The sequence below is a fragment of the Oceanitalea stevensii genome (assembly GCF_014837105.1).
Lineage (GTDB): Bacteria > Actinomycetota > Actinomycetes > Actinomycetales > Actinomycetaceae > Oceanitalea > Oceanitalea stevensii.
This window is the reverse complement of record NZ_JACSPO010000007.1, coordinates 23,085-42,874: the sequence shown is the minus strand read 5'-3', so window position 1 is coordinate 42,874 and position 19,790 is coordinate 23,085. Positions and strand designations below refer to the sequence as shown.

The following is a 19,790-nucleotide window of genomic DNA, read 5'->3' as shown; positions in this document are numbered from 1 at the left end:
CCCACCCCGCCGGCCGGGCGCCGCTGCTCCACAGGCCGCGTCCGCGCAGCGGGACGCAGCCTCGGCGCCGCGCAGCCGGAAGCCCGCAGCCACCCCCGCGCATGCTGGTCCCGTGGCACGCCCCTCGTCCGGCCGTCCCGCCTCCTCCGCACGCCCGGCGCGCGCCCTGGCCGAGGCGCTCGCCCTCGTGCTGCCCGCGGACTGCGCCGGCTGCGGCGCCTGGGACGTCGCGGTGTGCCCCGCCTGCCGCGAGCTCGTCTCCCACACCCCGGTGCGGAGCGACCGGGACGCGCCCATGCTCTCCCTGCCCGGGGACGCCGGACCGCTGCTGCCGGTCTGGTCCCTCGCCGACTACGCCGGCCCGGTCCGCGGGCTCGTCGTCGCGTGGAAGCGCACCGGCCGGGCGGACGTCGCCCGGGTGCTCCTCGAGCGCGCCGCCCACGGCGCCAGGGTGTGGGCGCACGACCCGGAGCTCGTGCTGGACGGCGCCGGCGACGTCGTCGTCGTGCCCGCACCCTCCGGGCTGCGGCGCCGGCTGCGTGGGGCGCTCGTCGCCGGGGACCTCGCCGACGCCGTCGCCGCCGGGGTCGCCGCGTCCGGTGCCGTCGCGCCCGGGCGGGCGGTGCGCTCGGCGGACCTCCTGCGGCGGCGGGGCGGCCGGCGCCACCAGTCCGGCCTCGGTGTCCGGGCCCGTGCCCGCAACCGGGGCGACGCCGTGCGGGTGCTCACCGGTCCCGGTCCGGGTGACGTCGTCGTCCTCGTCGACGACGTCCTCACCACCGGCTCCACCCTCGCCGCCTGCGCGCGGGCGCTCGCCGCCGCCGGTGCCCGCGTGGCGGGCGCGCTCGTCCTGGCGGCCACCCCGCCGCCGGGCCGGACGCCGCCGCCGCCACCCGCGCGACGGAGAGTGGGACCGGCATCCCAGGTCAGCGGAGCGAACCTCGACTAACGTTCATGTATGGACGCCCTCTCGCCCCGCCGGCCACTGCCGGAGGTCCGCGAGCTCCGAGGAGAGGAGGTGCCAGACAGCTTCCTCACCCGCCGCAGCCGGCGGGACGCACCAGGAACCGACTAGGTTTCACTCTCTCTACGGAGGTCACCATGGACATCGCCGTTGTTGCCCGTAACACCGAGGTCGCGGACCGCTTCCGCTCGCACCTGGAGGACAAGCTCTCGAAGGTCGAGCAGCTCGCCCCCCGCGCGCACCGCATCGAGGTGGAGATCACCAGGGAGCAGAACCCGCGGCTCGCCGACCAGGCCGAGCGTGTGGAGCTCACGGTGATCGACCGGGGCCCGACCGTCCGCGCGGAGGCCGCTGCGGACGACCGGTACGCCGCCCTGGACCTGGCGACGACGAAGCTCATGGAGCGCCTGCGCCGGTCACGCGACCGGCGCAAGAACCACCACCGGCGTGACGCCGCCAAGGCGCCGACGTCGCTGCCCGACACCCTCCCCGAGATCGTCGAGGAGGAGGCGCCCAGCGCGCCGACCCCGCCCACCGAGCCCGGGGTCGCCGTCGAGGCACAGCTCGGGGACTCGCCCGTCATCGTGCGCCAGAAGCTGCACGACGCCACCCCGATGACCGTCGACCAGGCCCTCTACGAGATGGAGCTCGTCGGCCACCCGTTCTACCTCTTCATCGACGAGGAGACGAAGCAGCCCTGCGTGGTCTACCACCGCCACGGCTGGACGTACGGGATCATCCGGCTCAACCACGAGATGCAGCCCCAGGACTGACGAGCACGACGACGGCGGGCCGCGGCCCACGTCGCGGCCCGCCGTCGCGCCCGGCCCGGTAGCGTCACCCGGGTGACGCGCACGCTGAGCCTCGCCCAGGCCCGCCGGGTGGCGATCGCTGCCCAGGGACTGGACCGCCCCAGGCCGCAGGCCGTGACGATGCGCCACCTCACCGGCACCCTCGAGCGCCTCGGGCTGCTCCAGATCGACTCCGTCAACGTCCTCGCCCGCGCGCACCTGCTCCCGCTCCTCGCGCGCCTCGGGCCCTACGACACGGCGCTCGTCGACCGCGCCTCCGGCCGGGCGCCGCGGCGGATGGTCGAGGCCTGGGCGCACGAGGCCTCCTACCTGCCGGTCGAGACCTACCCGCTCGTCGCGGGGACGCGGCGGCGCTGGGCGGGCATGGACCCTGCCGTCCTCGAGGAGCGTCACCCCGGCCTGCTGGCGCTCGTGCGCGACGTCGTCGCCGAGCGCGGGCCGCTCACCGGGCGCGAGGTCGAGGCGCTCGTCGACGCGCGCTACACCGAGCGCGGCGAGGGCTGGGGGTGGCGCTGGAGCGCGGCCAAGACGGCCCTCGAGACGCTCTTCGACGCGGGGGAGCTCACCGCCGCCCGCCGCAACGCCCAGTTCGAGCGCGTCTACGACCTCACCGAGCGGGTGCTGCCCCCGCACGTCCGCGACCGGCCCCTCCCTGCGCCCGAGGACGCCGTCCGCGAGCTCGTCCGCATCTCCGCCCGCGCGCACGGCGTCGGCACGCTGCGCTGCCTCGCCGACTACTTCCGCCTCGGGCAGCGCGTCACCCGCCTGGCGGTCGACGAGCTCGTGGACGCCGGTGAGCTCCTCCCGGTGACCGTCGCCGGCTGGGACCGGCCCGCCTGGGTGCACGCCGCCGCCCGGGTCCCGCGCCGCACGCCGGCGCGTGCGCTCCTCGCGCCCTTCGACCCGCTCGTCTTCGAACGCCGCCGCCTGCTCGAGCTCTTCGGCATGCACTACCGCATCGGCATCTACACCCCCGCCCACCTGCGCACCCACGGCTACTACGTCCTGCCCTTCCTCCTCGGGGAGCACCTCGTCGCCCGGGTCGACCTCAAGCACGACCGCGACACCGCACGGCTCCTCGTGCGCAGCGCCTTCCTCGAGCAGCCCCGGGCCGGTGACGCCGCCACCTGGCCGGCGCCCGCCGTCGTCGTCGCGGAGCTGGCCGCCGAGCTTGCGACGATGGCGCGGTGGCTGGGAGCCCACGCCGTCGTGGTCGACGACGCCGCGGCCGGTGACCTCGCCCGTCCGCTGGGAGCGGAACTGGACAGGGTTCGGCTGACGGACGCAGACGCTTACCATTGACGGCAGGCGTGCGCACCGACGGTGCGCCCGCCGCCGTCAACGGCGCCGACTGTCGAACCGGGAGTGGAACCGCGTGGCTTCGATCCTCAGCAAGATCTTGCGCATGGGCGAGGGGCGAGTGCTCAAGCAGCTCACCGCGATCGCCGACCAGGTCAATGCGCTGGAGGAGAGCGTCAGCGGTCTGACCGACGCCGAACTGCGCGCCGAGACGGACCAGTTCAAGGAGCGGCTCGCCGCGGGGGAGACCCTCGACGAGCTCCTGCCCGAGGCCTTCGCCACCGTCCGCGAGGCGGCCCGGCGCACCCTCGGCCAGCGGCACTTCGACGTCCAGGTCATGGGCGGCGCCGCCCTCCACCTCGGCAACATCGCCGAGATGAAGACCGGTGAGGGCAAGACCCTCGTCGCGACGCTGCCGGCCTACCTCAACGCGCTCACCGGCAAGGGCGTCCACGTCGTCACCGTCAACGACTACCTCGCCAGCTACCAGGCCGAGCTCATGGGCCGCGTCTACCGCTTCCTCGGGCTCACCACCGGCGTCGTCCTGTCCGGCCAGAAGCCCGACGAGCGCCGCAAGCAGTACGAGGCCGACATCACCTACGGCACGAACAACGAGTTCGGCTTCGACTACCTGCGCGACAACATGGCGTGGTCCACCGCCGAGCTCGTCCAGCGCGGCCACCACTTCGCCGTCGTCGACGAGGTCGACTCGATCCTCATCGACGAGGCCCGCACCCCGCTCATCATCTCCGGGCCCGCGTCCGGCGACTCCAACAAGTGGTACGCCGAGTTCGCACGGCTGGCCTCGCGCCTCAAGCGCGACGACGACTACGAGGTCGACGAGAAGAAGCGCAACGTCGGCGTGCTCGAGCCCGGCATCGCCAAGGTCGAGGACCACCTCGGCATCGACAACCTCTACGAGTCCCTCAACACCCCGCTCATCGGCTTCCTCAACAACGCCCTCAAGGCCAAGGAGCTGTTCAAGCGGGACAAGGACTACATCGTCACCGACGGCGAGGTCCTCATCGTCGACGAGCACACCGGCCGCGTGCTGGCCGGGCGCCGGTACTCCGAGGGCATGCACCAGGCCATCGAGGCCAAGGAGGGCGTGCAGATCAAGGCGGAGAACCAGACGCTCGCCACGATCACCCTCCAGAACTACTTCCGCCTCTACGACAAGCTCTCCGGCATGACCGGTACCGCCGAGACCGAGGCCGCGGAGTTCTCCAGCACCTACAGCATCGGCGTCGTGCCCATCCCGACCAACCGGGACATGCAGCGCATCGACCAGCCCGACCTCATCTACAAGAACGCCCAGGTGAAGTACAAGGCGATCGTCGAGGACATCGTCGAGCGCCACGCCACGGGCCAGCCGGTCCTCGTCGGCACGACGAGCGTGGAGAAGTCCGAGCTGCTCTCCGCCCTGCTCAAGCGCAAGGGCGTCCCGCACGAGGTCCTCAACGCGAAGAACCACGCCCGTGAGGCGGCCATCGTCGCCATGGCCGGCCGCAAGGGCGCCGTCACCGTCGCCACCAACATGGCCGGCCGCGGTACCGACATCATGCTCGGTGGCAACGCCGAGCACATCGCGATCGACATGCTGCGCCAGCGGGGTCTCGACCCCGAGGAGAGCCCCGAGGAGTACGAGGCCGCGTGGCCCGAGGCCCTCGAGGAGGCCAAGGCATCGGTGGCCGCGGAGCACGAGGAGGTCGTCGAGCTCGGCGGTCTGTACGTGCTGGGCACCGAGCGCCACGAGTCCCGCCGCATCGACAACCAGCTGCGCGGCCGCTCCGGCCGTCAGGGCGACCCGGGCGAGTCCCGGTTCTACCTGTCGATGGAGGACGACCTCATGCGGCTGTTCAACTCCGGGCTCGCCATGCGGGTCATGGACGGCTCCGCCTTCCCCGACGACATGCCGCTCGAGGCGAAGATGGTCTCCCGTGGGATCGCCTCCGCGCAGGCGCAGGTCGAGGGCCGCAACTTCGAGATCCGCAAGAACGTCCTCAAGTACGACGACGTCCTGTCCCGCCAGCGCACCGTCGTCTACGAGGAGCGCCGCCGGGTCCTCGAGGGCGAGGACCTCGAGGACCAGGTCCAGAGCTTCCTCGACGACGTCGTCTCCGGGCTGGTCCGCGAGTACACGTCCTCGCCGGACTCCGCCACGTGGGACCTGGAGACGCTGTGGGCCGAGCTGGCCCGCGTCTACCCCGTCTCCATCACGGCCGAGGACGTCACCGAGGAGGCCGGCGGGCAGAACCGGCTCAGCGCCGACATGCTCGTCGAGGAGCTGCGCTCGGACATCCACCTCGCCTTCCAGCGTCGCGAGGAGGAGCTCACCCCCGCCGTCATGCGCCAGCTCGAGCGGCGCGTCGTCCTGTCGGTCCTCGACCGCAAGTGGCGTGAGCACCTCTACGAGATGGACTACCTCAAGGAGGGCATCGGGCTGCGCGCCATGGGCCAGCGCGACCCGCTCGTGGAGTACCAGCGCGAGGGCTACCAGCTCTTCCAGGCGATGAACGAGGCCATCAAGGAGGAGGCGGTCAGCTACCTCTTCAACCTCGAGGTCAAGGTCCAGCAGCCGGAGGACGCGCAGGCGGGCAACGGCCAGGGCGGCGTGACCGCCGACGCGGCCGCGCAGACCGCTGCCGGCGCCCGGCTCGGCGCCACCGCGGCGAGCGGTGACGGCACGGCCGACGGCAAGCCCTCCGGGCGCCGTGCGGGCGCCAAGTCCGTGACCGCGAACCGGTCCACGGACGGCGCCCAGGGCGAGGACGCACCCGCGGCCCCCGCGGCCTTCGGTGGCGGACCGCAGATCGTGGGCCTCGAGGAGCCGCAGCGGCCCACCTCGCTCACCTACACCGCCCCGTCCGCCGACGGCGACACCCGGCCCACGGTCCGCACCGACGGTGCCAAGGGCGCGGCCGCCGGGAGCGGGGACGCCGCAGCCGCGCAGGCAGCCTCGGGCGGCGGCAACCGCGAGGCCCGGCGCCGCGCCGCCAAGGCCACAAAGAAGCGCTGACACCCACGAACGCCCCGCACTGCCGCGCAGTGCGGGGCGTTCGCGCGTGCCGGTGACGAAGGCCTCAGTGCGGGCGGAATAGAAGGACCGCAGGGCCCGTTGGACCCGGTGTACATGCAAACGCATCGAATATGAGGGGCTGGCACGCCATGCAGTTCGGAATCTTCACCGTCAGTGACGTCACCACCGACCCGACGACGGGTCGGACGCCGGACGACACGGAGCGGGTGCGCGCCATCCTCACCATCGCCGAGCACGCCGACCAGGCGGGGCTGGACGTCTTCGCCACCGGCGAGCACCACAACCCGCCCTTCGTCGCGTCGTCCCCGACGACGATGCTCGGCTACCTCGCCGGGCGCACGAAGAACATCACCCTGTCGACGGCCACGACCCTCATCACGACGAACGACCCGGTGAAGATCGCCGAGGACTACGCGATGCTCCAGGTCCTCAGCGAGGGCCGCATGGACCTCATGATGGGCCGCGGCAACACCGGACCGGTCTACCCGTGGTTCGGCAAGGACATCCGCCAGGGCGTCAACCTCGCCGTCGAGAACTACGCGCTGCTGCGCCGCCTGTGGGAGGAGGAGGTGGTGGACTGGCAGGGCAAGTTCCGCACCCCGCTCCAGGGATTCACCTCCACCCCGCGCCCCCTCGACGGCGTGCCGCCCTTCGTGTGGCACGGCTCGATCCGCACCCCCGAGATCGCCGAGCAGGCCGCCTACTACGGCGACGGCTTCCTCCACAACAACATCTTCTGGCCCCTCGAGCACACCGAGCGCATGGTGGGGTACTACCGCCAGCGCTACGAGCACTACGGCCACGGCCGCGCGGACCAGGCGATCGTGGGGCTCGGCGGGCAGTTCTTCGCCCGCAAGAACTCCCAGGACGCGTGGAACGAGTTCCGCCCGTACTTCGACAAAGCCCCCGTCTACGGCCACGGCCCGACGATGGAGGACTTCACCCGTGAGACGCCGCTGACCGTCGGCTCGCCGCAGCAGGTCATCGACCGGTACGCCACCATGCGCGAGCACGTCGGGGACTACCAGCGCCAGCTCTTCCTCATCGACCACGCCGGCCTGCCGCTCAAGACGGTCCTCGAGCAGATCGACATCCTCGCCGAGGAGATCGTCCCCGCCCTGCGGGAGATCAACGAGTCCAAGCGCCCGGCCCACGTCCCCTCCGACCCGCCCAGCCACGCCGAGCGCGTGGCCAAGGCCCGGGCCGAGGGCAAGGCCGGCGACGCGCACGTCGCCGGCGAGGACCGCTGGACCGGCCGCATCGCCGAGGACGAGGCAGCCGCCACCGCCACGCGCGGTGCCGCCTTCGGCCTGTGACCCCCGAGGAGAGAACAGACATGACCACCCGCACCATCGCCGTCGTCTCCGCCGGACTCAGCCGGCCCTCCTCCACGAGGATGCTCGCCGACCGGCTCGCCCAGGCCACGACCGACGCGCTCACCGAGCGCGGGGTCACGGCCGAGACCGTGACGATCGAGCTGCGCGACCTCGCCCACGACATCACCAACGCCATGCTCACCGGCTTCCCCACCGGCGAGCTGCGCACCGCGCTGGAGACCGTCACCGGCGCCGACGGGATCATTGCCGTCACCCCGGTCTTCATGACGAGCTACTCGGGGCTGTTCAAGTCCTTCGTCGACGTCATCGACAAGGACGCCCTGCGCGAGGCGCCGGTCCTCATGGGGGCCACCGGCGGGACGCCGCGGCACTCCCTGGCCACCGAGTACGCCATGCGGCCGCTCTTCGCCTACCTCCACGCCGACGTCGTGAGCACGGCCGTCTTCGCGGCCACCGACGACTGGGCCGGACAGGGTGACGGCGTCAACCCGCTGCCCGCGCGCATCCGGCGCGCCGGCCGCGAGCTCGCCGAGAAGGTGGCCGCCCGCCCGGCGCGCGCCGCCGCTTCCGACGAGTTCGACGCCGTCCCCGACTTCGCCGACCTCCTCGGCCGGTAGCCGCTCAGCCGATCTCCAGGGCGGTGGCCCGCCACCGCCCCCGGTGGCACTCCACCCGGACGGCGGCGGCCCGGATCCGCACACCGTCGTGGACGACGACGGCGGCCTCGTGGACTCCGGGCCGCACCTCCGTGCAGCGCACCCTGCGCACCCGGGCGCACAGCGCGGGGTCCGGGCGACCGAGGATCCGCACGGCCAGCCCGGCCCGCCGGGCCAGCGACTCGTAGAGCTCGGCGCTCAGCCAGCGGGCCAGCTGCGCGGTGGGCCGGCTGCCGGTCAGCACCTCGACCGCGGCGCGCACGAGCGTGCCCGCCCACGGGCCGACGGGCGGCAGGCCGCTGAGCTCGGCCCCTGCGGGGGGTGGGTCGGCGGCCTCGGCCGGTGTCTGCGCGCTGAAGCGCACCCGGTCCCACGTGCGGGCGTCCTCCAGGCCGGACACGACCGGAGGTGCCGGTGAGGCGAGTGGTGGGGCGAGCGTGGTCATCGCTGCTCCTCGGGGTCGGGGGCCAGCAGAGCCTGGCCAGGGTGGATGAGGTGGGGGTCCGCGCCGATGACGGAGCGGTTCGTCGTGTGCCAGCGCGGCCACTCGGCCGCGATCTCGGCGTCGGTGGCGCCCTCGCCCAGGTGCGCCTTCGCGATCGACCACAGCGAGTCGCCGCGCTCGACGACATGCCTCGCGGTGCCGCGGTGCGCCTCGCTCCCAGCGGCCGCGTGCGGGCGTGCCGTGGGGGTGTCCGCCGGTGTGCCGGTGCCGGAGACGGCCGCGACCGTGGGGAGGGCGGCGGTGCCCTGCTCGCTCGACGGGACGGCAGTCTCCCGGTCGTCCGACGGGGCGGCCGGGCCCCGGTCCTGCGGCGGTGCGCCCGACGACGGGACGTCCGGCCGCGGGGACGGCGTGCTCGGCGGGCCCGCGGGCCCCTCGTCCGCCGGCGCCGAGGGCTCCGGCGCGGACGCCGCACCCTGCGCCGGCTCCTCCGCACCGGGCAGCTCCTCCGGCGGCGCCGTGCGCGGGACGGAGAGGGAGCCCACCCCCGGCCGCAGGTCGTGGGGGACCGTGTCGTCCGCCGCGGGGCCGGCGCTCGCGGGGACGGCCGCCAGCGCCAGGCCGGCACCGACCCCGAGCACCGCGGCGCGACGCAGGACCGGTGCCCCCGCCACGCCGACGGCGGCTCGTAGGCCGCGGGCGAGCCGCGGGGCGCGCCGGCCGAGCTCGGCCAGCTGGGCGAGGAGGAGGGCGATGGCCGTCAGCGCGTACCAGGCCGCGACGAGCGTGCCGCCCGCCGCGCTCCCGAGCGCGACGGCCTCGTCCACGCGGGCGACCCCGCGCGAGCCGAGCTCCACGGACCAGCGGCCGAGCAGTGCCGACGCGACGAGCGCGACGGCGGCCAGGGCGGCGGTGCGGAGCATCCGTTGCCTCCGAGTGGTGTCGGACGATGACGTTTGATGTCGTTTGATGCGACTTGGGTCACATGTCTACGCCGCGACCGGGCCGCTGTCCAGAGGGGAGCGCCGGGTGTGGACGGGCACTACCGTGGGCCGATGCGGTGGGAAGCCCTCTTCGACGACCTCGAGCGCCAGTTCCTCCAGGCGGCGCGGCTGGCCGAGGACGAGGAGGTCGCCGACCTCGCCGAGGCCGAGCAGGCGCAGGTGTCCCTCGCGGACCGCCTCCGCGCCCGCCACGGCCGGGAGGTGGCGCTGCGGCTGCGCGACGGCAGCGACGTGCGCGGCACCGTCCTCGACGCGGCCGTGCAGTGGCTCCTCGTCGGCGACGCCGGCCGCCGCGTCCTCGTGCCGACCTCCGCCGTCGCGGCGGCCCGGTCACTGGGGGCGGCAGCGCCCGAGGCGCCGGTCGTCGAGCGGCGGCTGCGGCTGACGCACGTGCTGCGCGCCGTGGCGCGGGAGCAGAGCGAGGTCGTCGTGCGGACGACGGCCGGTGACTACCGGGGCCGCATCACCCGCGTCGCGGCCGACCACGTCGACGTCGAGGCCGGGCCGGGCGCCGCCGTCGCCGTCGCGCTCGCGCACGTGCTGGCGGTGCAGACCGCCTGACACGGGGGCCTCAGTCCCCGAGGTCCTCCCCGCGGGCCAGGGCCGACCGGGTGCGGGCGTACTGCCGCTGGATGTACTCCTCGAGGACCACGGCCTCCACCCGCCACACGCCGCGGCCGCCCACCTGGATCGCGGGAAGGTCGCCCGAGCGCACGAGGGAGCGGGCCTGGGCCACAGACACCGACAGCTCCTCCGCGACGTCCGCGAGGGTGAGGAAGCGCGCCATAGGCCCATTCTGTCACCGGCGCGGGGACCGGCGGTCCACCCTGTGCACAGGCGGGTCGGGACAGAACGCTGTGGAGAACGCGCCCGCGCCCGGCGTCGAGCGGGCACCATAGGCCCAAGCACGCGGAGGGGAGTGCGATGAGCGACGACGACGGAGCACAGCGGCTGAGACGTCCCAGCTGGCGCGACCCGCGCCTGGGGGTGGGTGTGCTCCTCGTCGCCGCCTCGGTGGCGCTCGGCAGCTGGGCGGTCGCCCGGGCCGACCGCACGACCGACGTCCTCCTCGCCGTCGAGGCGCTGACGCCGGGCGACCGGCTGGCCGACGCCGAGCTGCGGCCGCACGCCGTGCGTCCCGACGGACTCGCCGACGCCTACGTCGTCGCCGGTGAGGACCTGCCCGACGACGCCGTCGTCACCCGGGTGATCGGTGCCGGGGAGCTCGTCCCGGCGGCCGCCGTCGGCAGCCCGGCCGAGGTGGAGCTGCGCCCGGTCGTCGTCGGCCTGCCGGGTGCCGCCCCCAGCGGCGTCGTCAAGGGGGCGGCCGTCGACCTGTGGGTGACGGCGCCCGCCCTGCCCGGGCTGCAGGAGGAGAGTGCGGCCGAACCCCCGCGCCTGCTCGCCGAGGGGCTCCTCGTCTCCGAGCTCCTCGAGGCGGACTCGCTCTTCGCCGGTGCCGGCGGCTCCGCGGTCCAGGTCCTCGTCCCGCAGGAGGAGCTGCCCGACGTCCTCGCCGCACAGAGCGGGGAGGGGCAGATCGTCGTCGTCCCGGTCCCGGGCGGCGGCCCGTGACGACCGGCGTGCTCCTCGCCCTCACCGGCCCCGACGAGGCCGAGCTCGTCTCGCTGCTCGACGCCCCCGGCACCGGCCTGCAGGTGGTGCGCCGCTGCGCCGACGTGCCCGAGGTCGTGGCCGCCGGGCTGGCCGGACTGGGCTCCCTCGCCGTCCTGTCGGCCGAGCTGCCGGGCCTGGACCGGCCGGTGCTGCGCCAGCTCGCGGGCAGCGGGGTGCGTACCGTCCTCGTCGCTGCCGAGGAGGACGCCGAGCGGTGCCGGGCCCTGGGTGCGACGACGGTGACGTGGGAGGCCGCAGGGGCGGAGGAGTGGGCGCGGGTGGTCGCCGAGCTCGCCGGGAGCGAGCCCGCCGTGGTCGCGGCGCCGGCCCCGCCCGTCCCCGAGGACACCGGCGACCCGGCCGGGCGGGTCGCCGTCGTGTGGGGCCCGCGGGGGTCACCCGGGCGCACGACCGTGGCCGTCAACCTCGCGCAGGAGCTCAGTGACCGCGGCGAGGTGCTGCTCGTGGACGCCGACACCGAGGCACCGAGCGTCACCCAGGTGCTCGGTGTCCTCGACGAGACCGCCGGCCTCGCGGCTGCCGCCCGGCTCGCGGGGGACGGGCGGCTCGACGCCGGGTCCCTCCGCTCCCTCACGCGACGGCTGGAGCGCGGGCCCCGGCTCCTCACCGGCCTCACGCGGGCCGACCGGTGGCGCGAGCTGCCCGCCGCCTCGCTCGACGTCGTGTGGGAGCGGGCCCGGGAGCTGGCCGGGTGGACCGTCGTGGACGTCGGGGCGGGGATCGACGACCCCGTCGGTGGCCTCACCGGCGGGATCGCCCCGCGCCGCCACCAGGCGGCACTGTCGGCGCTGGGGGCGGCGGACGTCGTCGTCGTGGTCGGTGCCGCCGAGCCGGTCGGGATGCACCGTCTCGTCATGGCGCTCCAGGAGCTCAGCGAGTCGGGGGTCACCGCGCCGCACGCCCAGCGCGTGGTCGTCGTCAACCGGGTCCGTGGCTCGGCGACGGGTGCGAGCCCGGAGCAGGCCGTCGTCGAGTCCCTCGCCCGTTTCGCCGGCGTGAGCGCGCCGGTGCTCGTCCCCGACGACCGGCCCGCGCTCGACCGCGCCGTGCTGCGCGGCGCCACGCTCGCGGAGGTCGCCCCCGGCAGCAGGGCGCGCACGGCCCTGCGGGACCTGGCCGAGCGCGTCGCCGGCCCGGCGGCGGAGTCGCGGGCGGGCCGCAGGCGGCGGAGGACACCGGGGCGGGTTCTCCGGGCGGGCCGCACCGGCGCGGGATGACGCGCTTTCGTACGTCCGTGCGGAAGAATGTCGGCATGCGGATCTACTTGCCGGCCACGAGCGCGGACCTCAGCCGACCGGCCGGTCTGCCGCCGCGCTGGGCGCACGCGGTGACCGCCGAGCTGCGGCGCGCGCTGCCGGACGAGGACGACGAGGGTCTGGAGGCGAGCGCGATGCTCGCCGCGGCCGACGAGAGCGTCGTCCACCTGCGCGCCGCGTCCTCCGCGGTGCCCCGTCGGGTGGTCGTCGCTGCCGACGTCGCCGACTCCGGCGTCGTCGTCCCGGAGCGTGCCCGCCCGTGGCAGGAGGGCGACGACCAGCTTCCCAGCGCGGTCGAGGTGCGGTCGATCGTCCCGTGGTCGGACGTCGTGAGCATCCACGTCGACGAGCCGGGGGCGGAGGAGGCGGTGACCGCGGCCCTCACGGACGACGCCGCCGTGGACCGCGCCGCCGAGCACGGCCTCCTGTGGCACGACATCGTCGAGCGTGAGGTCCTCGCCCGCGAGCTGCGGGGCTGAGCCTCAGGCCCGCACGGTGAGCGTCGAGGCGCCGGACGGCAGCCGGCGGACCTCGATGCGGTCGGCGATGCGCTCCTTGAGCTCGCTCACGTGGCTGACGATGCCGACGGCGCGTCCCCCGGCCTGGAGCCGGCTCAGCTCGCCGAGCACGCCGTCCAGGGTGTGCGGGTCGAGGGAGCCGAAGCCCTCGTCGATGAAGAGCGTGTCGAGGGAGATGCCGCCGGCCTCGCTCGTGACGACGTCCGCCAGGCCCAGGGCCAGGCACAGCGAGACGTAGAAGGTCTCGCCTCCGGACAGGGTGTGCGGGTCGCGCGTGGTCTCGGTGACGTGGTCGTGGACGGCGAGGCCGAGCCCGGCCTTGCGGGAGCGCCCCTCCCGCTCGTCGATCCGGGTGAGGGAGTAGCGGCCGTCGGACATGACGGCGAGGCGGTCGTTCGCGGCGGCGACGACGTCCTCGAAGCGGCGCAGCAGGACGAAGGTCGACAGGGTGGTGGCGCGGGCGTTGCCCTCGCCCGCGGCCGCGAGCTCACCCATCCGCAGCACCGGCGCGGCGCGCTCGGTGACGGCGTGGTGCCGCGCGAGGACCTCGCTGAGGGACCGGTGGCAACGGCGCAGCCGGGTGAGGGAGTCCGCGGCCCGGCCGGCGAGCTCGGTGGCGGAGATGAGCGCGGTCTGCCGCTCCGCGTGCAGGGCCTGCGTCTCCTCGACCCTGGGCACCTCCTCGCCGGTGAGCGAGGCGATGGGTGCCTCGGCGAGGCACTCGCGCACCCGGGCGGTCGCGGCACGGTGCTCGGCGACCTCCCGCTCGAGCTCGGCCATCCGGGTGGCGGGGAGCTGGGCGGCGCCGGCCTCCGCGGCGTCGGCGAAACCCGCCTCGGTGAGCGCGGCCGCCAGGGCGGCGGCCGACTCGTCCTGCCGCCGACGAGCGGCGTGGTGCGCGTCGCGGGCCTCCACCACCCGGCGCGCGGTGCCCAGCCGGCTCTCGATGCGCTGGACCCGGGCCGCGACGGTGCCGGCCTCCGCCGCGCCACGGCCGCAGCGCTCCCGGTCGGAGGCGAGTGCGGCGCGCCGGCCCCGGAGCTCCTCGGTGGCGGCGGCGAGCGCGTTCTCCTCGCCGCTGACGGCCTCCCGCAGCGTGTCGGTCTCCTCGTCGAAGACGGCGAGCTCCTGCTCGTGCAGCGTGGCCAGGCGAACGGCGTCCTGCGCGTCCTTGAGCTCCTGCCCGGCCGCCGTGAGGGACTCCTCGGCGTCGGCGAGGGCGGTCCCGCCCGAGGCCTCCTGCGCGGCACGGAGGCGGGCCTCGGCCTGGGCGCGGGTCTCCCGGGCAGCGCCGACGGCGTCCTCGGCCCGTGCGCGCCGGGCCGCGGCGGCGTCGACGTCCTGCGCGGTGGTGTGCTCCGGGGAGCGTGGTGCGGGGGCGGGGTGCTCGGTGGCGCCGCACACGGTGCACGGCGTGCCGGGCTCGAGCTCCGCGGCGAGGCTGCCCGCCATCCCGGCGATCCAGCGGCTCCTGACGGTCTGCTCCTCCTGCGTGGCGGCCGTGGCGCGGGAGGTGGCCGCGGTGACCGCGGCCTCGGCGGCGACGAGGTGGGTGAGGCGCTGCTCGACGTCACGAGCGGCGTCGCGCACCGCGCGGCAGGCGGTGACCCGGGCCTCGGCGGCGGGCACGCTCATCGCCTCGCGCTGGATCCGGCTCAGCGCCTGCGAGAGCCGTTCCCGCTGAGCGGGCCGCGACGCGAGGACCGCACGGCGTCCCTCCAGCGCGGTGCGGCGCGCGGCGAGGGCGGTCTCGTCCGCCTCGGCCGCCGTCTCCCGGGTGGCCAGGCCGGCCTCGAGCGTGAGGAGCTCGACGAGACCTCCGCGCTCGCCGGTGAGGGTGGTGACCAGCTCCCGGAGGGCGCCGAGCGCGAGGTCGGTGAGGTCGGCGTCGGGGCCGTCGGCGGAGGCGGCGCACACCCGCGCGAGCTGCTCCTCGGCGTGCTCGACGGCCGCTCGTGCCGCGGCCTCGGCCCGCAGCGCCCCGGCGGCCACGGCGGCCCGTCGGGCGGCTGCGAGCTCCTCCCCGAGCGCCGTGACGGCGTCCGCACGCGCCGCGAGCTGCTCCTGCTCCGCGAGCAGCTCCCGGCGACGGCGGACCCGCCGCGCGAGGTCCTGCTCGGCGTCGAGCGCGCGCTGGGCCACCCGCTCGGCCGCGCGCGCCTCCTCGCGGCCCGCCTCCGCAGCGGCGTGCTCGCGCTCGGCGCGGGCCACGAGGGCGGAGGCGGCCTCCTCCATCGCCGTGGCGTCGAGCTCGGCGGCCGCCTGCTCGAGGACGGTGACGGACGCGTCGTCGTCGGGGAGCAGGGAGCCGAGGTTGCCCACGCACCCGGTGACCTCCCGGCGCGCGGCCTCGAGCTCCTTGCGCGCCTCGCGGGCCATGGCGACGAGCTGGTCCTGGACCCGCTGGTACACCTCGGTGCCGAAGACGTCCTGGAGGACGGCGGCGCGCTCGTCCGGCCTGGCGCGCAGGAAGGTGGAGAAACGCCCCTGGGGGAGCACGACGGTCTGGCTGAACTGGCTGCGGTCCAGCCGCACGATCCGCCGGACCTCGGTGCCGACCTCCTGCGTGGTGGTGGCGAGCGGTTCACCGGAGGGGTCCGAGACCGACTCCAGGCGCCACAGCTTGGCGGTGGCGTTCTGCCGGGTGGTGCCCTCGCCGCGACGCTTGGGGCGCTGGAAGGCGGGGGTGCGGCGCACCCGGTAGATGCCCGCACCGGTGGAGAAGACGACCTCGATGACCGGCTCCGCACCGGCGGCGTGCGCCGAGGGCAGACGGTCGTCGCGCGCGGGGCTGCCCAGGGTGCCGTAGAGGCCGAAGGTGATGGCGTCGATGAGGGTGGACTTGCCCGAACCGGTGGGTCCCTCGAGGAGGAAGAGCCCGCCGGCGGAGAGCTGGTCGAGGTCGACCTCGTGGTGCCCGGCGAAGGGCCCGACGGCCTCGAGGCTCAGGTGGTGGATGCGCATGTCAGGCGCTCCTCTCGGCGGCGAGCGCGGCCTCGTAGGCGGCGCGCAGCACGGCGGTCTCGGCCGCGGTGGGCGCCCCACCGGTGACCTCCTGGACGAACTCGGCCGTCACCTCGAGCGGGTCCCGCGCGGCGGTGACGGCGCGGGCCGGGCCGCCGGTGAGCGGCACGGCGGGACGGTGCTGGACGACGAGCGCGTGCGGGAACCGGGCCCGCACCCGGGCGTAGAGGTCGCGGGGCCGCGCCGTGTCGGTGACCGCGACCCGCACCCAGTCCTGCGCCTGGGCGTCGAAGGCGGGGGAGAGGAGCTCCTCGAGGCTGCCCGACGCCTCCGACAGACGCCGCGGGCAGGGCGTGGGCACGAGCTCGACGTGCCCGACGCCGCCGGCCCCCAGCTCGAGGAGCACGCTCGACTTCGCGTGGTGCATCTCGGAGAAGGAGTAGGCCAGCGGCGAGCCGGAGTACCGGGCGAGCGTGCCCGGCTCCCCGGCCACGGGCTGCGGCCCGACCCGCTGCGGACCGTGGAGGTGGCCCAGGGCCACGTAGTCCGGTGACGGACCGTCCGTGCCGGCGCCCGAGAGGACGTCGAGCGGGACGGCGTCCACGCCCCCGACCCGGATGTCCCGCTCGGACTCCGAGGCCCGCCCCCCGACGACGAAGGCGTGGGCCATGACGACGGCGGGAACGCGCGGGCCCGTGGCACGCCGGGAGGCGAGGTCCGCGCGCACCCGTCGCATGGCGGCCGCGGCCACCGCCTCGTGCGAGCGCGCCGGGACGGCGGGGGCGCCGTCGTCGTCCTCCTCGGCGAGACGGTGGCGGGTGGTGTCCGGGTCGAGGTAGGGCAGGGCGTAGACGAGCGCGCAGGACCCGCCGTCCGCGGACGGCAGCTCGAGGGGCCGGGCGAGGTCCTCCACCCGCGCCCGCACCGCCAGGCGCTCCCGGAAGAGCGGGGCCGCGAAGCCGAGCCGGGTGGCGGAGTCGTGGTTGCCCGGGGTGAGCACGACACGGGTGAGCTCGGTGAGCCGCAGCAGGGCGTCGGTGAGGAGGTCGACGACGGCGACGGGCGGGATCGCGCGGTCGTACACGTCACCGGCGACGAGGACGGCGTCGACGCGCTCCTGGCGCACCACCTCGACGAGGTGGTCGAGGAAGGCGGACTGGTGCTCGACGAGGTCCACCCCGTGCAGGGTGCGCCCCAGGTGCCAGTCCGAGGTGTGCAGGATGCGCATGGTCCGACGGTAACCGCGGCCACCGACATCGCCGTGGAGCCCCGCGGGACGGCGCCTCCCGGGCCGCCCGGGCAGGTGTCCCTGCCCCTTCGGGCAGGGAGGATCAGCCACGGCCGGCGGTACGATCGAGGCGGTCCGATGAGGGGTCACGGGGATGTCGATGTCCGAGGACGTGTGCGAGAGCTGCGGGGCTGCGAACCCGCAGGGAACCCAGTTCTGCCGCGCCTGCGACACCTACCTCGGGTGGGACACGGGCGCGACGACCATCGGCGGGCACCCCGCCGTCGCGACGGTGCCGGACACCATCGACACGGTCGAGACGGCCGAGGCCGTGGCCCCGGCGTCCCAGGGCGAGACCGCGACCGCCGTCCGCACCGCACCGGCGGACGCCCGGGCGCCCGAGGTCCACGCCGTCACCACGGAGGTCACGCTCGTCCCCGAGCAGCCGGGAACGGTGACCGCACGGGTGTCCAACCGGTCCTCGGTGGTGGACGGCGTCGTCGTCGAGGCGGAGGAGACGCCGGACTGGCTCGAGGTGAGCCTCGCGCCGCTGCGTCTCATGCCCGGCGACGAGGGCACCCTCGATGTCGGCCTGCGGATCCGCGACGGTGCGCTCGTCCCCGCCCAGCGGCTCACCGTCCACCTCCACGTGTGCTCCGAGTCCGCACCGGACCAGCGGGTGCCCGTGGCGGTCACGGTGACCGTCGCCCCCTACGGGCCGCCCGCCACCCTGGACGTCCAGCCACGTCTCCTGCGGCTCACCGACGAGGCGCGTGCCCGCTTCGCCGTGCGGATCGACAACCGGCGGGCCAACTTCCCGCAGAGCTTCGAGCTCTCCGGCGCCGACCCCGAGGGCGTCGTGCGCTTCGGTTTCGTGCCGCGCGTGGTCCAGGTGCCGGCCGGTCAGCTCGTCGAGGTGCGCGGCCACTTCATGGCCCCGGCTCCTGCCCCCGGGCAGGACGCGACGCGGCAGCTGACGGTCACGGCCGCCAACGACGGCGGGGAGTTCACCGCGACCTTCACCCTCGTCCAGCACACCTCGCCCGAGCCCGAGGTGGTGCCCGTCGGGGTCAGCCTGTCAACCCGCGAGCTGCGGGTGACGAACGCGGTCGCCGCGGACTTCGAGGTCCATGTCGACAACCGCGGCGGCCGGGAGGCGGTGGAGCTCGCCCTCGGGGGTCGGGACCCCGCCCGGGCCCTGGTCATCACCCTCGCCCCGCAGCGGCTCCTCGTCCCGGCGGGCCAGGTCGCCGTGGCCCGCGGACACGTCCAGCTCACCGAGGTGGTCCCGCGCGGACGGACGGTCGTGCGACCCTTCTCGGTCGTCGCCGGGGACGGCGTCACCGAGCACGAGGCACCGGGGTCGCTCGAGGTGACGATGACGCCGTCGCCGATCACGACGGCGGAGCTGCACGTGACGCCGCGTCACCTCACCCGCGCCGACACCCGCCACGGGACCTTCGCCGTCGCCGTCGACAACACCGCGGGGCAGGGACCGCTCGCCGTGCGTCTCGGGGCGGTCGACTCCCACGGCACGGCCCGGGTGACCTTCACGCCGCCCGTGGTGACCGCGCCTCCCGGAGGGGTCGGACAGGCCCGGATGACGGTCGACGCGCCACTCCCGCAGGGTGGGGAGTCGGTCACCCGGGAGCTCGAGGTCAGTGCCGACGACGGCGAGGGGCGGCTCCTCGCCCAGGCCGCCTTCACCCAGACCAGCTCCGACCGGCGGCCCCTGCTGCGCACGCTCCTCGTGCTCGGCGGTGCCGCGTTCGTCCTGCTCGGGTCGCTCCTGCCGTGGAACCTCCTCACGTCCGCCGACGGGCTCACCATCGTCGGCACGGCGCCCCTCGCGGCGCTCGGCGACGTCGCGGACATCTCCCCGGACGAGGGGACGCACCTCGTCGCGGCGGCGGCACGCGTGCTGCTCGCCGTGCTCGCCGTCGCCATGGCCTTCGGCGTGACGGGCAAGGGCAGCCTCACGCGCAAGACCGCCCTCCTCGTCGTCCTCCTGTCGGTCGCCTACGTCATCGCGGCGATCACCGTGCGGGGGGCCGTCCTCACCCTCTCCCTGGGGCTACTCCTCGTCTGGGCCGGCGCCGTCGCGGGGTACATCGGTGGGGTTCTCGCGCGCCCGGCGTAGCCGCCGCCATCGCCGGGGGCGGGCCGGGCGTCCGGGAGCCGCACGCTCGGCGGGCCGCGTCCCACCCGTCTGCGTGTCACCGCCGCGACCGGCACGCCACTGCGCGACGACGGCGTCCGCGTCCGCGGGGGCGACCGGCAGCACCGGCCCGCTCGGGGACCGGATGTAGTCCGCGACCCGCCGGTTGAGCGCACGCACGGTGTCCCGGACGGCGGCCTCGTCACGCAGGGGGCGCACGGTCTCGGGCAGGGCGGCGAGCTCCTTGCGCAGCAGCAGCGCCGGGGGCAGGAGGCCGTCGAGGGGCAGGTCCTCGCTGCGCAGCTTCTGGCGGATCCACCAGTCCTCGTGGAGCGGCTCGTCGATGCCGGGCAGCGGCTTGCCCGCGCCCGGCAGGCTGTCGAAGGCGCCGCGTGCCGCGGCGTCGCGGACGAGGCGGTCCACCCAGGTCTCGACGGGGACGTCGTGAGGCCGGCGCTCGGTCATCGCCCC

At 75.4% G+C, this 19,790-nt stretch carries 17 protein-coding genes; 11 read left to right on the top strand and 6 right to left on the bottom strand.

Annotation, left to right across the window (positions count from 1 at the left end; translation table 11 throughout):
• The first annotated feature begins 112 nt into the window (after nucleotides 1–112).
• From H9624_RS12170 to H9624_RS12145, 6 genes are all read left to right on the top strand, one after another.
• Nucleotides 113–949, top strand: coding sequence for a phosphoribosyltransferase family protein (locus H9624_RS12170; RefSeq protein ID WP_251840158.1), 837 nt, complete (start codon nucleotides 113–115; stop codon nucleotides 947–949).
• Nucleotides 950–1,101: 152 nt separating this feature from the next.
• Nucleotides 1,102–1,737, top strand: coding sequence for a ribosome hibernation-promoting factor, HPF/YfiA family (gene hpf / locus H9624_RS12165; protein WP_251840157.1), 636 nt, complete (start codon nucleotides 1,102–1,104; stop codon nucleotides 1,735–1,737).
• Between the two features lie 72 nt (nucleotides 1,738–1,809).
• Nucleotides 1,810–3,078: a winged helix-turn-helix domain-containing protein gene (locus H9624_RS12160; protein ID WP_251840156.1), complete on the top strand. Its 1,269-nt coding sequence runs from the start codon at nucleotides 1,810–1,812 to the stop codon at nucleotides 3,076–3,078.
• Between the two features lie 73 nt (nucleotides 3,079–3,151).
• A complete protein-coding gene (gene secA, locus H9624_RS12155; protein WP_251840155.1) occupies nucleotides 3,152–6,094 on the top strand; it encodes a preprotein translocase subunit SecA in 2,943 nt (980 codons plus the stop codon).
• Nucleotides 6,095–6,243: 149 nt separating this feature from the next.
• Complete coding sequence (locus tag H9624_RS12150; protein WP_251840154.1) at nucleotides 6,244–7,431, top strand: LLM class flavin-dependent oxidoreductase; 1,188 nt, start codon at nucleotides 6,244–6,246, stop codon at nucleotides 7,429–7,431.
• 20 nt (nucleotides 7,432–7,451) lie between these two features.
• Nucleotides 7,452–8,069, top strand: a complete 618-nt coding sequence (locus H9624_RS12145) for an FMN reductase (RefSeq protein ID WP_251840153.1) — start codon at nucleotides 7,452–7,454, stop codon at nucleotides 8,067–8,069.
• A gap of 4 nt (nucleotides 8,070–8,073) precedes the next feature.
• Here the strand turns inward: H9624_RS12145 and H9624_RS12140 are convergent, their stop codons facing one another.
• Together H9624_RS12140 and H9624_RS12135 are read right to left on the bottom strand one after the other, a co-directional pair.
• Nucleotides 8,074–8,553, bottom strand: a complete 480-nt coding sequence (locus H9624_RS12140; protein ID WP_251840152.1) for an Rv3235 family protein — start codon at nucleotides 8,551–8,553, stop codon at nucleotides 8,074–8,076.
• Nucleotides 8,550–9,476, bottom strand: a complete 927-nt coding sequence (locus H9624_RS12135) for a LysM peptidoglycan-binding domain-containing protein (protein WP_251840151.1) — start codon at nucleotides 9,474–9,476, stop codon at nucleotides 8,550–8,552. Before H9624_RS12135 ends, H9624_RS12140 begins: the two co-directional genes overlap by 4 nt.
• Nucleotides 9,477–9,608: 132 nt before the next feature.
• Between H9624_RS12135 and H9624_RS12130 the strand changes: the two genes are divergently transcribed.
• Nucleotides 9,609–10,118 carry a DUF2642 domain-containing protein gene (locus H9624_RS12130; protein WP_251840150.1) on the top strand — a complete coding sequence of 170 codons (510 nt, stop codon included), beginning with the start codon at nucleotides 9,609–9,611 and terminating at the stop codon, nucleotides 10,116–10,118.
• A 10-nt stretch (nucleotides 10,119–10,128) separates the two neighbouring features.
• Here the strand turns inward: H9624_RS12130 and H9624_RS12125 are convergent, their stop codons facing one another.
• On the bottom strand, nucleotides 10,129–10,344 hold the full coding sequence (locus tag H9624_RS12125) for a helix-turn-helix domain-containing protein (protein ID WP_251840149.1): 216 nt from the start codon (nucleotides 10,342–10,344) through the stop codon (nucleotides 10,129–10,131).
• Nucleotides 10,345–10,481: 137 nt separating this feature from the next.
• Here H9624_RS12125 and H9624_RS12120 point away from each other — a divergent pair, with 137 nt between their 5' ends.
• Genes H9624_RS12120 through H9624_RS12110 form a run of 3 tightly spaced genes read left to right on the top strand, consistent with a single transcriptional unit; the run spans nucleotide 10,482 to nucleotide 12,930 of the window.
• Nucleotides 10,482–11,132, top strand: coding sequence for a hypothetical protein (locus tag H9624_RS12120; protein ID WP_251840148.1), 651 nt, complete (start codon nucleotides 10,482–10,484; stop codon nucleotides 11,130–11,132).
• Nucleotides 11,129–12,412, top strand: coding sequence for a CpaE/TadZ family protein (locus H9624_RS12115; RefSeq protein ID WP_251840147.1), 1,284 nt, complete (start codon nucleotides 11,129–11,131; stop codon nucleotides 12,410–12,412). The genes H9624_RS12120 and H9624_RS12115 overlap by 4 nt, the downstream gene beginning before the upstream one ends.
• A 35-nt stretch (nucleotides 12,413–12,447) precedes the next feature.
• Nucleotides 12,448–12,930, top strand: coding sequence for a DUF6912 family protein (locus H9624_RS12110; RefSeq protein WP_251840146.1), 483 nt, complete (start codon nucleotides 12,448–12,450; stop codon nucleotides 12,928–12,930).
• A 3-nt stretch (nucleotides 12,931–12,933) separates the two neighbouring features.
• Here H9624_RS12110 and H9624_RS12105 read toward each other — a convergent pair whose 3' ends face one another.
• Nucleotides 12,934–15,933, bottom strand: a complete 3,000-nt coding sequence (locus H9624_RS12105) for an AAA family ATPase (RefSeq protein WP_251840145.1) — start codon at nucleotides 15,931–15,933, stop codon at nucleotides 12,934–12,936.
• Nucleotide 15,934: 1 nt separating this feature from the next.
• Complete coding sequence (locus H9624_RS12100) at nucleotides 15,935–17,161, bottom strand: exonuclease SbcCD subunit D (RefSeq protein ID WP_251840144.1); 1,227 nt, start codon at nucleotides 17,159–17,161, stop codon at nucleotides 15,935–15,937.
• A 154-nt stretch (nucleotides 17,162–17,315) separates the two neighbouring features.
• On the opposite strand from H9624_RS12100, the gene H9624_RS12095 reads away from it, so the two are divergent.
• Nucleotides 17,316–19,301: a hypothetical protein gene (locus tag H9624_RS12095; protein ID WP_251840143.1), complete on the top strand. Its 1,986-nt coding sequence runs from the start codon at nucleotides 17,316–17,318 to the stop codon at nucleotides 19,299–19,301.
• Here the strand turns inward: H9624_RS12095 and H9624_RS12090 are convergent.
• The gene (locus H9624_RS12090) at nucleotides 19,236–19,784 is read right to left on the bottom strand and encodes a DnaJ family domain-containing protein (protein ID WP_251840142.1); all 549 of its coding nucleotides are present in this window, start codon (nucleotides 19,782–19,784) and stop codon (nucleotides 19,236–19,238) included. The genes H9624_RS12095 and H9624_RS12090 overlap by 66 nt on opposite strands.
• Between the last annotated feature and the right edge of the window lie 6 nt (nucleotides 19,785–19,790).

Coding starts and splice junctions, on each gene's coding strand:
- hpf (WP_251840157.1), top strand. CDS start 1,102: ATGGACATCGCCGTTGTTGCCCGTAACACCGAGGTCGCGGACCGCTTC.
- H9624_RS12150 (WP_251840154.1), top strand. CDS start 6,244: ATGCAGTTCGGAATCTTCACCGTCAGTGACGTCACCACCGACCCGACG.
- H9624_RS12145 (WP_251840153.1), top strand. CDS start 7,452: ATGACCACCCGCACCATCGCCGTCGTCTCCGCCGGACTCAGCCGGCCC.
- H9624_RS12140 (WP_251840152.1), bottom strand. CDS start 8,553: ATGACCACGCTCGCCCCACCACTCGCCTCACCGGCACCTCCGGTCGTG.
- H9624_RS12135 (WP_251840151.1), bottom strand. CDS start 9,476: ATGCTCCGCACCGCCGCCCTGGCCGCCGTCGCGCTCGTCGCGTCGGCA.
- H9624_RS12130 (WP_251840150.1), top strand. CDS start 9,609: ATGCGGTGGGAAGCCCTCTTCGACGACCTCGAGCGCCAGTTCCTCCAG.
- H9624_RS12125 (WP_251840149.1), bottom strand. CDS start 10,344: ATGGCGCGCTTCCTCACCCTCGCGGACGTCGCGGAGGAGCTGTCGGTG.
- H9624_RS12120 (WP_251840148.1), top strand. CDS start 10,482: ATGAGCGACGACGACGGAGCACAGCGGCTGAGACGTCCCAGCTGGCGC.
- H9624_RS12110 (WP_251840146.1), top strand. CDS start 12,448: ATGCGGATCTACTTGCCGGCCACGAGCGCGGACCTCAGCCGACCGGCC.
- H9624_RS12105 (WP_251840145.1), bottom strand. CDS start 15,933: ATGCGCATCCACCACCTGAGCCTCGAGGCCGTCGGGCCCTTCGCCGGG.
- H9624_RS12100 (WP_251840144.1), bottom strand. CDS start 17,161: ATGCGCATCCTGCACACCTCGGACTGGCACCTGGGGCGCACCCTGCAC.
- H9624_RS12095 (WP_251840143.1), top strand. CDS start 17,316: ATGTCGATGTCCGAGGACGTGTGCGAGAGCTGCGGGGCTGCGAACCCG.
- H9624_RS12090 (WP_251840142.1), bottom strand. CDS start 19,784: ATGACCGAGCGCCGGCCTCACGACGTCCCCGTCGAGACCTGGGTGGAC.